Origin of the sequence: Clostridium sp. NSJ-49, assembly GCF_014287725.1 — a bacterium.
GTDB lineage: Bacteria > Bacillota > Clostridia > Clostridiales > Clostridiaceae > Clostridium > Clostridium disporicum_B.
In genome coordinates this window covers 25,927-38,786 of sequence record NZ_JACOOP010000036.1, presented here as the reverse complement: position 1 = coordinate 38,786, position 12,860 = coordinate 25,927, and the positions used below count along the sequence as shown (strand labels likewise).

Here is a 12,860-nt window from a genome sequence, read left to right as displayed (position 1 = left end):
AGAAATGGTATATTATTGCATGAAAAGAAAATAGCGTAAAGGTATATTTTTACAGAGAATAGGAGGTTTATAACCTCCTATTTGTCGTGTCAAAAAACTTGTTCATTTAGAAATAATTTCATATAAATATATGAATAAAAAATAAAAAGACCGTCTACTGAAATGATTTTAAAAATCATTTCAGAGACAGCCCCTTAATACATTTTTATACTTTCTAATGATTCTTCATAGTTTAATATTACAGTAATATATTTACTATATTCTATATCCTGAATTTCACACTTGCATCCATAAGCCTTTTCTATTTTTCCAGTATAGTTTTTTAAATCACTAACACTTCCCCCAATAGCCACTTCTACAAGTATAACTATTTCATTACCATCTTTATAGTAACGCTTTATTCTATATTTATCTAATCCTAGTTTGTCCCATCTTCTAAATACTATTAGCAATTTCCTTTTTAACCAGCCTACTCCTCCTACTAAAGCTATTCCTGATCCTAAAGCTAATCCTAAATTTAGTAACCCCATATTTTTCCCCCTAATATTTTAAACTAATCACTATATATAACATCGATATGAGGTATTATAAATTATTATTCATTTATTATTAATTATTATTTGACTCTTAATTACATTATTAATTGTTATCGTTAAAAACTCCTCTAACCTATCAAAATAAAAAAGCAATAAGATACTAAGTATTCTTATTACTTTTAATGTGTTTTATTTTAAATCTTCTATAATTGTATCTGCAACAACATATCCATAAGTTAACGCAGCATCAAATCCATTACCATATTCCTTACCATCTTTCTCTTCAATAGAGCCTGTTACATCACCTGCTGCATATAGTCCTTTTATTGCTTTACCTTCCTCATTTAGGACTCTAGCATCTAAATCTATAGCTACTCCTCCTGTAGTTAAATAGAATGTAGGAATAATTCTTAACATCCAAATACCATCACGTGTTTCAATATAAGGTAACCCTTTTCTTCCAAATTCATCAGCTTCTCCTGCAAGAGCTAATTCATTGTTTTTCTTGATTGTTTCTTCAAGATTTGGAAGGTTTAATTCCTTTGCAGCATCAGCTACAGAATCATATCTCTTAACTTGATCTCTTTCAAAAATTGATTTATATGAAAGTCCATAGGCATCAAAATCTTTGGTTGACTCTGCCGCTGAATCATCAAATACATAGTAGAATGTTTCTCCATTTTTGGGATCTACAAGCGCTTCAGCCAATGTTTTGTGATTACTCTTCATTATATTTCCAAACTGATCACCATTTACATTTACTATTATTCCAGGGGTAGAACTGTGCATAAATGCTAATTCATAGTTTGATCCATATTCAGACATAAATGCTCCTAACGGACGCCCCATGCACTCTATCGCTGCTCCAGCCTCTTCCGCCATTTTAATTCCTTCTCCAGTACTTGCTGCAACACTATTAAACTTATACTTAGCATATTGTGGATAATATTCTTCAATCATTTCTTGGTTAGAAGCAAATCCACCTGTTGCCATTACAACAGCATCAGCAGTTATATTCCATGTCTTACCGTCTTTACCTTTTGCAATAACTCCTGTTACATCACCATTTTCATTTGTTGTTAATTCAGTTACTGGTGTAGAATATACAACCTTAGTCTCTCTTTGTTCAAGTCTTTGAGCTAAAAACATTAATGCATATCCTGCTCCCCCTTGATAACAACCAGGTGCAAGATATGGTGTAAATCCATATTGTAATCCACCTTCAAAGTTACCCATTGAAGCAAATCCAACTCCCATATCATGTAACCAGTCTACAACTTTTCCTGATGCATCCATCATAACATTTTGGTATGGTTGTGCTTTATCAAATCTATCGTATTCTTCATTTATATAATTTTCAAATACAGGCATAAGCAATTCTTTATTCCAACTAGCACTCTCTTGTTCTCTGCCAAGACCATAGTTTTTACCAAGTTCTGAATAAGAATTCATTATTCCACTATATGTAGTTGCCATAGAACCACCCGGAATATCCATCTTTTCAAATACTATTACATTTTTTCCTTCTTCAGCTAATCTATTTGCTGTAATAAGCCCTGCTGTTCCTGCTCCAACAACTATTACATCATATTTTTCTTCAACAACTTCAGTACTAAGAGGTGCTTGTTCAACTTCTTTTTGAAAAGTAGCTACACTGCCTCCTGCATCCTTTATAGCTTGAGTTACAGCAGCCTTTACTGCATTTGAAGATACAGTTGCGCCTGATACAGCATCAGCATTCAAACTTTGGCTTTCAACAATTTTCTTCGGCATCCTTGCAGTTGCATAGTTACCTATCCCCATAGTTTCCTCATGAGATGTTACTTCACAGCTTACTATAGCACCATCTTTAAACATTGTTGTAACGTATATATAATCCTCATGTCCCATTGCCTTTGTTAGATATTTTCCATCTTTAACGGTACTTTCTTCTGTTTCTATTCCCTTAGCATTATTTAATGCTAAATTTATAGCATCAATAACTGCATTGGATGTTATAGTTGCTCCTGAAACAACTTCAATATCTGCACTATTTTTCTCTATAATAGCCTTTTGTAACTGATCTAATGCAGCTCCACCTATTTCTTTAGTCTCCTTATCTCCAGTAAGAACAACATCAGTAATTTTTCCTTCAGCAACTGTTACTACAGCTTTTATCTCTCCACCAAATCCATTAGCGGTGCCTGTATATTCACCTGCTTTAAGTTGTCCTCCTGTTTGACTACTAGAATTGTTTGTACATGATACTAAAGACATAATAATACTAACGATTAAAATACTAGTAATTAATTTTCTCTTCATATCTTTTCCCCCTAAGTTAAAACATTATTTATACACTCACATAATATAGTGCTTTTCACAATATAAATTCTAAGGTCTCAATCAATATGAAGGTCAAGATATTTTTTTAACAATATTTATACACTTATTTTATTGGTAATATAAGTTCAACTACATTAACTTTATTGTCATCTTGGTCCTTACATGTGCTAATAAGCCGTGTAAATGGATTTGCTCGCAATTCATAATTAGTTGTTCTTAAGAATTTCAAACATTCACTTTGCATATTATCAATATCAATATTGTTAAAATACTTGAAAAGTTTAACAGCAAATAGGCCCCTTTCTATCTCACTAATATCATCACTTTTTGCAGTAATAAACCTATTAAATATTTTCTTCTCTGCTATAACTCCAACAGAATAATTACCAAATACTTCATCCTTGAAATTAAACATAATTGATGTAGTAGTAAAAAAAAGGTTTTGATACCACTCTGTACACTCTTCTATCATCTTCTTAGTTAGTATTATTCCCTCTTTTTCTTTTGTAACGTTATATCTATAAAAACTATCCATTTCACATACTTTAAAGCTGTCTTCTCCATTATTTAACTCATCTAACTTATCTATGTAAAAATCAAGTTGTTCCACTAATTTAAGCTGATGCTCTATTTCTTCCATCACTTCTCTTCTTCTTTGTTTATACTGCCAATATATATCTTGTTCATTCTGCTTATGATAAACTGATGCGCTATCCTTCAAAGGAAATCCTGCATTCCTTAACTTCTTAATAGTTCCTAACTTTTGAAAATCATACTCATCAAAATACCTATATCTATTTCCCCCATCTCTTTTAGGTTCAATAAGTCCTAATTTTTCATAATGATGAATTGTTTGAGGACTTATTCCAAACAATTCTGCTAATTCTCCTACTTTATATAACATAATCCTCCCATAACCCTCATACTATATGTAAGTTTTTAATTATAAAAAATCATCATCTTAAAGTATTTATCTACTATCGCTATCATATTTTATAAAAGAATTATATCTTACTTATTAGCGGTATATCTGCAGGCGCAATCCTATAATTACATATTTCTTCTAAAGTAATCCATTTATATTCATCATGGTCAGTAAGCTTAATATCACCTTCAATAATCTCTGCAGTAAAACCTTTTAAAGAAATAACTTTACCATCGCCATAATCATATATACTCTCTCCAACATACTCATTAACTCTGACCTTTATATTCATCTCTTCCATAAGCTCACGAATAAGACTTTCTTCTGGCGTTTCACCTTCTTCAATCTTCCCACCTGGAAATTCCCATAGACCTGCTAGAGGCTTTCCTTCTCTCTTTTTAGCTATAAGTATCTTATCTTCTTTTTCTAGTATTGCTGCTACTACCTTTATCATATAACTCACCCTTACACATAATACTTTTGTTAAATAATTACTCTTTTATTATTGCATCAATAGTTATTTGCATTTTCTCTCTTAAGTTTTCGTCTTTTAATAGAACCATTGAAATTAAATCTAAAACGTACATAACTGAAAATTGACTATTAATAAATCTATTTTTATCTATAAATTTAGGGTTATATACCATGAGATTTATATCTGAATATTTTGTTATAGAACTTCCTTCAAAGCTTGTTATAGCAATTACTTTAGCTTCATTTTCCTTGCAAACTCTAAGGGCCTGAACAACCTCTTTAGTTTCTCCCCCTATTGATAAACCTATAACTAAATCTTTCTCAGAAACTATAGAACTATTAATTATCATCATATGTGAGTCTGATATGCTTAATGTATTAAAGCCCATTCTTAGTAACCTTTGCATCATTTCATCAGCTGTTAATCCTGAACTTCCAACACCATATATGTATATATTCCTAGCCTTTTTTATTTCTTTAACTATATTAAATATAGTTTCTTTATCTATTAAATATTTTGTTCTTTCAATAGCTTCATTATAATATTGATAAACATATGAAAATACATCATTTTGGTCTATATTATTATCACTCTCTTTTTTGCTGGCACTTAATTTTATTTTTAAATCTACAAAGCTTTCACACCCGATTTTTTTAGCAAATCTAGTTATAGTAGATCCTGATGTACCTATAGTCTTTGCCAAATCTGTTATATTAGCATTTTTTATAACTTCTTTATATTGCATTATATAATCAGCAATCGCCTTTTCCTTATCAGAAAACTCATTGTATCTTTTTTGTATTTCACATAAAATCTCCACGAGATATCCTCCACATTTGTATTTGATTCTAATTATATAATTTATTTAAGAAAAATAAAAGAGATAGAGTTTTCACCCTATCTCCTTAGCTATTTTATAAAGCCTTAATTATTTCGTCATTAAACTTCTTAGTTATTAGCTGTGGTCTTGTTATAGCTCCCCCAACAACAACTGTATATGCTCCCTTTTCTAAAGCTAATCTAGCTTTTTCAGGAGTATCAAAGTTTCCTTCTGCTACAATCTTTGCTTTACAATTTTTTATTAATTCTTCTAAAACATCAAAGTTATTTATTCCCTTTGATTGCTCTGTGTATCCAACTAAAGTTGTACCTACGTAATGGAATCCTAATTCTCCTGCTCTAATTCCCTCTTCCACAGTTGAAATATCAGCCATAAACTTTTGGTTTGGATACTTTATAAATATTTCTTTTAAAAATTCTATATCTTGATTTATTGTTGCGTCTACTGCTATTACGTCTACTCCTGTGCTTACTAATGCATCAACTTCTGTCATAGTAGGAGTAATATACGGTACCATATCAGGATAATCAATTTTTATTATTCCTATTACCGGTAGATCAACTGCTTCTTTTATAGCCTTTATATCTTCAACACTATTTGCACGAATCCCTACTGCTCCACCTTGTTTTGCAGCTACTGCCATTCTACTCATTATGAATGAGCTATGAAGTGGCTCATTTTCTAGCGCTTGACATGATACTATTAATCCTCTATTCATTAAAATCACCTCTTAATTATTCTTGACCCATTATTTCATTAATCTTTTGTTTTAATGGATCTGCCATTGCTCCAAAGATAGCTTGTACTCCACCTTTTACTTCTAATACTGCAGTTGCTCCTAAAGCTTTAATTCTTTCCTTGTCAACCTTTGAAACATCTCTTACTGCAACTCTTAATCTTGTTATACAAGCATCAACATCATCTATATTTTCTTTACCACCTAAAGCTTTTAAAACTTCAGCTGCTGTTTCGTTCATACTATCTTTTGTAACTACCTTAACTTCTTCACCTTCTGCCTCTCTACCTGGAGTCATAACATTGAACTTAGTTATTAAGAATCTAAATGTAACATAATATAATACTGCCCATACAGCACCTATTAATAATACATATATCCAGTTTGTCTTATCATTTCCTTGAAGAACTCCAAATAATGTGAAGTCAATTAATCCACCTGAGAAAGTATTACCTATTGATATATTTAATATATCAGCTAGGAAGAATGATAAACCATCGAAGAAAGCATGTACTACATATAACCATGGTGCTACGAATAAGAACATGAACTCTATTGGTTCAGTTATACCAGTAACAAATGAAGTTATTGCAGCTCCTAAGAATAAACCACCAACTAAATTTCTCTTTTCCTTTGGTACACAATGATACATTGCTAAACAAGTTGCTGGAAGTCCGAACATCATTGTTGCAAAACGTCCTGCGAAGAATCTTGTTCCTTCTGTGAATAATCCTACATGATTAGGGTCTGCTAATTGAGCAAAGAATATATTTTGTGCTCCTACTACAGTTTGCCCTGCAACTTGAGCAACTCCACCTAATTCTGAATACCAGAATAATGGGTATATCATATGATGTAATCCTACTGCTCCAGTTAATCTTAATAAGAATCCATAAAGGAATGTTCCTATTGGTCCTAGACTAGCTATTCCATTACCTATCATTACTAACCAGTTTTGGAATGTTGGCCATATCATAAAGAATACTGCACCAATAAAGATTGCTGTAAATGAAGATACTATTGGCACAAATCTTGAACCACCAAAGAATCCTAAAACAGATGGTAATTGAATATTGCTATATTTATTATGTAGATATGCTACCACTGATCCTATTACTATAGCACCAACTACTCCAGTATCAATTGATCCTACTGCTGGATTAAATGCATTTATCATACCTTTAATAGATGCATTCATTACTAAGAAAGCTACTGCACCTGCTAAGCCTGCTGTACCTTTATCCTTCTTAGCTAACCCAACTGCTAGCCCTATACACATTATTAATGCTAAATTTCCAAATACTACATCCCCTGCTGAAGACATAACTTGAAATATTCCTTGTAACCAAGGTATATCTAAAAACGGATACGCTTGTACCGTATTTGGATTTGATAATGCTCCACCAATACCAAGCAATAAACCTGCTGCTGGTAATATTGCTATTGGTAGCATAAATGATTTACCTATCTTTTGTAATTGTTTAAACACTTATGTTCCCCCCTATTTTGTGAAAATAATTTTTAATTTGTTCACCTCTAAGAAAACTATTTCCTGAAGATGTTTACATCTTATCATGAAAATAATTTTCTTTCAATAGTATTTTTGAAAATTATTTTTTATAACAAAAAAAATATATTAATCCTCATTTTTAGAGACTTAATATATCTAAAATCAATTTATATTATTACTTATTTATAACTTAATCCATATCCAAAAGTATAAGTATTACCTTCTGAATCAGTATAAGCTTCAATATCATCAAAGATGTCTTCATTATGAAGCTCTATAGTTTCCATATTCTTTGGCATAATTATTGGTAAACGTCCTTCGGGTTTTGTGTCTTCAAATACTATATCAAATAATGCTTTTCTTCCAACTCCAAAATCTATAATAATTCCATCGACCACTTCTTCAAATTCAGAAACAACTGTTGGATTATGAAGTGTCATAGATACTATTACTGGTTTATCTCCCATCAGCTTTTTAGCTTCTAAAATATTGTCTAAATCACTTTCATTGTATGCAGAGTTTGTTTTATTATAATAACTTCTATTACTATCCTTTTCTCTAAAATCTCCACCTGCAATACTTGTCTTTCTAGCAAGAGTCGCTGTATAATGTCTATATTGAAAGCTTATAGTAAATATCCCTTATCTTCTAGATATCCATCAGTTAATGGACTTTCTACAAATACCATAGCCACATCTGCAAACTTAGGGTCCTTAACTATTTCAAAATATCCTTTTGACATATCTTCATTTACAGGTGTTATGTGTTTTTCACTATCCATCATTCTAAAGAAGTTCTTCTTAGCTTTTATATATCTATCTGGAATATATACTTTTATTCCTTTCTTTAACGGTAATACATTATCCTTATTTTTAAGCATTACTATAGATTTACGTTGAGCTTCTAATCCTTCTTCTACAAATTCTCTTGAGCCAACGATATTTTTTGCTTTCTTCTGGATTTAAAAATGGATTTTCAAAAAGTCCTAATCTGAAGATATTAGTTAAAAGTCTTCTAGCAGATTGCTCCATTCTCTTTCTCATAAAATCTTCACCATATTTCTCAGAACCAATTTTATCTGCCTCTATAATAGGTTCTTTACTATTATTTCCTCCAAATTGGTCAACACCATTTAATATTATTTGTAGATGTCTTTCAGCTTCAGTTAACTCTTCTACTCCAAAGCATCTACTTCCAAAAGAATCTATTTTTGAATCTGGATCACCTGTTATTCCCCAATCAGTACAAAGAACGCCATCGTAATCACATTCACCTCTTAATAGATCATTTATAATATATTCATTATAAGAGTTACCTTCATTTTTACCATTCTTAATATCTTGATTCCAAGAAATAGTATAATAAGGCATTATAGATGTAGCTTTCTTTGTAGGACCATCTAACTTTAATGCGCCATTAACAAATACATCTTTGTGATTTTCAAAAATTCTTTCCTGGATAAACAGCATATTTCCCATAAGCATAGTGGGCATCTCTACCTGCTTCCCCTGTTCCTCCTCCTGGCCAATGCTTAGCCATAGTTACAACGCTATCTTTTCCCAATCCATTTTCAACTCCTTCTGTAGTTTGCATTCCATCACAGAAAGCTTTGCTCATATTTATAGCAAGATTTTTATCTTCCCCAAAAGTATCTTCATATCTCATCCATCTTGGCTCTGTTGCTAAATCAATTTGAGGTCCTAAAGCAGTAGTAATCCCTAGTGCTCTGTACTATTTAGATGCAACTTCTGCAAATCTTTTACATAGATCTGGTGAGAATGTTGCATCCATTCCAAGTCCTTCAGGCCACTTAGATACATCAGACCCTGAATTCTTGAACTCTGCACCACTAGCACTACCTCCATGTCTAGGGTCTGTTGATATATTTACAGGAATTCCCCATGGCTGTGCTTCTGCCAATGCTTGAAGTTCATTACTCCATCTTGCAGAAACCTCTGCATTATCAACTTTCATTTGTAGAAAATGTCTTATATTATCTTCTTTAAGAAATTTCTTTTGTTCATCAGTTAAAGAGTATGGTACAGTTACTCCTTCCTCATATAACTTTCCATCATAATGAGAAACAAAAGGTCCCATAGGTCTTGCAGGAACTAATTGATGAGATGAATACAGCATAAGACCTGCTATTTCATCAACACTTAATCTTGATGCTAAATCATTCGCTCTATCCTCAGCTGATAATCTCCAATCCCCATATGGTAATAATTTATCACTTTTGGATAAATTCTTAAAAGCATATCCATCGACCTCTAATATTCCACAATCCTTTACAGCAATTTCAACACCGTTATCATTTTTATATACTGTAAATTCATCTAAATTACTTTTTGTATGCTTTATTTTCCTCTTCCTCTCTATAAGTAAATCTAATACTATAAAAAACTAACTAAATATTAAAATATCTTTTAAACGCCTTGGCAATCCCATCATTATCTACAGTATCTGTTACATAATGTGCAATTTTCTTAATTTCTTCTAAACCATTTCCCATAGCTATACCATGACCTACAAGCTCTAACATTTCTTTATCGTTAATGCCATCACCAAAGGCATAACTGTTTTCTTTTTCAATCTCTAATTTTTTATATAAATACTCGCAAGCAGTCCCTTTAGTAAACCCTTCACGATACACATCCATTCTAATCAATCCAGTACGATAAGGTACTATTGTAAAACTATCCTTTAACTCATCATAACAAGCTTCAAGTTTTTCAATGCTATCAAATAATACACAGCAAGATACCGCTTCAACATCACTTGCTTTAAACTCTTCTATAATTCCTATTGGTCTTTCACTTGTTCCTGAAAACATTTGACGATGCTCAATAACAAGAGAATCATCTAAAAAACTATTCCATGTATCAACATGTCCACCAAACATGAAACGTCCATCAAACTTTAAATATGTATCAATTTGCCTTTGTATCTCATCACAAGTAAAAATATCATCAACTAAAATTTCATTATTAAAAACAATATAATGTCCATCATTACAGATGTATCCATTAAAATCAATATCTTTTATACTCTCTGGAGCTGCTCCTCTTGCAGTTGCAACTACAATATAGTTTCCTTGTTTTTTAAATTCATTTAACACACGTATTGTTTCTTTTGTTGGATGTAGTAATCCATTTGGTACATTAACCATAGTTCCATCAATATCAAAAAAGGCTATTTTCTTACTCATTTATTTTCATCCCCACCTATAATTTTTTTCATATTATACTTATTTATAATATAGCATACAAAATTTACATATTATTTCTTAATTTGAAAATCTTCATATAATCCCTTTAACTTTATCTATAAAGCCCTTTAAACCTATGATAATAATAAACCCATAATCTATTACTAAAATAGATTAAGCCCAAGTATTAGCTATACTAACACTTAGGCTTATTAAGTAAACTATGTTAAATCTTCTCCATTACTTTCTATAACTTTTTTGTACCAATTAAAGCTTTTCTTTTTATAACGCTTTAATGTTCCATTTCCTAAATCATCTCTATCAACATAAATAAATCCATAACGCTTTGACATCTCACCAGTTGATGCACTAATTAAATCTATACATCCCCAAGCTGTGTATCCCATTAACTCAACACCATCTATATCAATGGCATCCTTCATAGCCTTAATGTGCTCTCTTAAATATTCAATCCTATAATCATCATTAACAGTTCCATCTATCAATTCATCTTTAGCACCTAAGCCATTCTCTACAATGAACATTGGCTTTTGATAACGGTCATAAATACTATTTAAAGTTATTCTTAATCCTAGTGGGTCAATTTGCCATCCCCATTCACTTGCTTTTAAATAAGGATTTCTTAATGTTGGGAATACATTTCCTTCTGTATATTTATTAACTTCAGGATCAGCACTAGTAAGTCTTGAAGAATAATAACTAAATGATACAAAATCTACTGTATTTTCTTTAAGAAGTTGTAAATCACCCTCTTCAAGTGGTAGAACTACACCTTTTCTTTCCATTTCCTTCAATGCATATCTTGGATAAGCTCCTCTTGCTTGAACATCTATAAAGAAATAGTTTTCTCTATCCTTATTCATAGATTTCCATATATCATTTGGATTTGGTGTATTAGGATAAGTATTTCCAGCTGCTAACATACAACCTATTTTCATATCTGGATCAACTTCATGAGCTATCTTAGTTGCTAAAGCACTTGCAACTAATTGATGATGAGCTGCTGTAAATAGTAATTGGACCTTATTTTCACCTTCCTCTAATAAAATACCTGCTCCTGTAAAAGGTAAATGTAATAACATATTTATTTCATTAAATGTAAGCCAATATTTTACTAATCCTTTATAACGATTAAATAATACAGTTACTAATCTTTCATAGAAAGTAACCATCTTCCTACTTCTCCATCCCCCATAAACTTTTGTTAAATGGATAGGACAATCAAAATGCGTAATTGTAACTAATGGCTCTATATTATATTTCTTACATTCTTTGAATAAATTTTCATAAAATTGTAACCCTAATTCATTAGGTTCAGTTTCATCACCATTCGGAAAAATTCTTGACCATCCAATGGACATTCTAAAAACTTTAAATCCCATTTCAGCAAATAGTTTTATATCTTCCTTATAATTATGATAAAAATCGATAGCTTCTAAAGCTGGATAGTAATATCCTTCTTCAAGTTCTAACATATGTCTATCACCTTTTGATACTAAGAAACGTTCTCTTCCATGAGGCTGTACATCAACATTTGCTAAACCTCTTCCATCTAAATCATATGCTCCTTCACATTGGTTAGCTGCAGTAGCTCCACCCCATAAAAAATCACTTGGAAATCCCATCTTAAGCTTCCTCCTCTTTCACTGTAACTGTAGCAATAGTTACAACTTGTCTATTATATAAATCTTTTTCTGCTATATCTAACATAGCTGTTGCTAAATCTTCATAAGTTACATAACTATTTCCATCTTCGTTGTAGATAATTTCTTCATCAGTTCCTACAATGTAGTTATTAGTATGTGGACCTTCTAAATCAAACTTTCTTGAAGGACAAACCGCTGTCCAATTTAAGTCAGTTCTTTCTTTTATCTTATCTACACCTAATCTAATATTTCTTGATATACCAGCTAAGGTTGCTGAATATCCTGGTACTTCGTATTCTCTCATACTGTGAGTTGAATCAGTATAAAGACTTCCTGCACCTGCAATTGCAATTATCTTTTTATTAGTTCCATCTAATAATTCAATGTATTTTTCATAAGCTTCCTTATTTATTACTGGATCTGCCTTAAATCCACCACCAAAAGCACTTATAATAACCTCAGCTTCACCTAAATCCTCTTGAGTCATTTCAAATAAATTCTTATCTACAACCTCAGTTCCTTCACAGTTTCCATTGCTCATATATGCAATTGACTTTACTTCATGCCCTCTATTTAAAGCTTGCTTTACTACTCTGCTTCCTAAATTCCCATTAGCACCTATCACTACTAATTTCATATT

At 31.5% G+C, this 12,860-nt stretch carries 15 protein-coding genes; all 15 read right to left on the bottom strand.

Features of this window, described 5'->3' with window-relative positions; all coding sequences use genetic code 11:
• Positions 1-194 precede the first annotated feature (194 nt).
• On the bottom strand, positions 195-530 hold the full coding sequence (locus H8S10_RS12645; protein ID WP_186839121.1) for a hypothetical protein: 336 nt from the start codon (positions 528-530) through the stop codon (positions 195-197).
• 195 nt (positions 531-725) lie between these two features.
• Complete coding sequence (locus tag H8S10_RS12640) at positions 726-2,837, bottom strand: FAD-dependent oxidoreductase (RefSeq protein WP_186839120.1); 2,112 nt, start codon at positions 2,835-2,837, stop codon at positions 726-728.
• Between the two features lie 124 nt (positions 2,838-2,961).
• The gene (locus tag H8S10_RS12635) at positions 2,962-3,762 is read right to left on the bottom strand and encodes a MerR family transcriptional regulator (RefSeq protein WP_186839119.1); all 801 of its coding nucleotides are present in this window, start codon (positions 3,760-3,762) and stop codon (positions 2,962-2,964) included.
• 100 nt (positions 3,763-3,862) lie between these two features.
• The gene (locus tag H8S10_RS12630) at positions 3,863-4,237 is read right to left on the bottom strand and encodes a (deoxy)nucleoside triphosphate pyrophosphohydrolase (protein ID WP_186839118.1); all 375 of its coding nucleotides are present in this window, start codon (positions 4,235-4,237) and stop codon (positions 3,863-3,865) included.
• A gap of 37 nt (positions 4,238-4,274) precedes the next feature.
• A complete protein-coding gene (locus H8S10_RS12625) occupies positions 4,275-5,078 on the bottom strand; it encodes a MurR/RpiR family transcriptional regulator (protein WP_032117849.1) in 804 nt (267 codons plus the stop codon).
• Between the two features lie 94 nt (positions 5,079-5,172).
• Complete coding sequence (locus H8S10_RS12620) at positions 5,173-5,817, bottom strand: N-acetylmannosamine-6-phosphate 2-epimerase (RefSeq protein ID WP_186839117.1); 645 nt, start codon at positions 5,815-5,817, stop codon at positions 5,173-5,175.
• 16 nt (positions 5,818-5,833) lie between these two features.
• Positions 5,834-7,324, bottom strand: coding sequence for a PTS transporter subunit EIIC (locus H8S10_RS12615; protein WP_186839116.1), 1,491 nt, complete (start codon positions 7,322-7,324; stop codon positions 5,834-5,836).
• 200 nt (positions 7,325-7,524) lie between these two features.
• Entirely contained in the window at positions 7,525-7,812 is a 288-nt protein-coding gene (locus H8S10_RS18175; protein WP_243175880.1) for a glycoside hydrolase family 3 C-terminal domain-containing protein, read from the bottom strand.
• A 158-nt stretch (positions 7,813-7,970) separates the two neighbouring features.
• Positions 7,971-8,225, bottom strand: a complete 255-nt coding sequence (locus tag H8S10_RS18170; protein ID WP_243175879.1) for a glycoside hydrolase family 3 C-terminal domain-containing protein — start codon at positions 8,223-8,225, stop codon at positions 7,971-7,973.
• A gap of 10 nt (positions 8,226-8,235) precedes the next feature.
• Complete coding sequence (locus H8S10_RS18165; RefSeq protein ID WP_243175878.1) at positions 8,236-8,838, bottom strand: hypothetical protein; 603 nt, start codon at positions 8,836-8,838, stop codon at positions 8,236-8,238.
• Positions 8,786-9,037, bottom strand: coding sequence for a glycoside hydrolase family 3 N-terminal domain-containing protein (locus tag H8S10_RS18160; RefSeq protein ID WP_347707680.1), 252 nt, complete (start codon positions 9,035-9,037; stop codon positions 8,786-8,788). The genes H8S10_RS18165 and H8S10_RS18160 overlap by 53 nt, the downstream gene beginning before the upstream one ends.
• 39 nt (positions 9,038-9,076) lie before the next feature.
• The gene (locus tag H8S10_RS18155; RefSeq protein ID WP_243175877.1) at positions 9,077-9,481 is read right to left on the bottom strand and encodes a hypothetical protein; all 405 of its coding nucleotides are present in this window, start codon (positions 9,479-9,481) and stop codon (positions 9,077-9,079) included.
• A 271-nt stretch (positions 9,482-9,752) separates the two neighbouring features.
• The gene (locus tag H8S10_RS12605) at positions 9,753-10,553 is read right to left on the bottom strand and encodes a Cof-type HAD-IIB family hydrolase (protein ID WP_186839115.1); all 801 of its coding nucleotides are present in this window, start codon (positions 10,551-10,553) and stop codon (positions 9,753-9,755) included.
• A gap of 221 nt (positions 10,554-10,774) precedes the next feature.
• The gene (locus H8S10_RS12600; protein ID WP_186839114.1) at positions 10,775-12,199 is read right to left on the bottom strand and encodes a 6-phospho-beta-glucosidase; all 1,425 of its coding nucleotides are present in this window, start codon (positions 12,197-12,199) and stop codon (positions 10,775-10,777) included.
• A 1-nt stretch (position 12,200) separates the two neighbouring features.
• Entirely contained in the window at positions 12,201-12,857 is a 657-nt protein-coding gene (locus H8S10_RS12595) for an NAD(P)H-binding protein (protein WP_186839113.1), read from the bottom strand.
• Positions 12,858-12,860 lie beyond the last annotated feature (3 nt).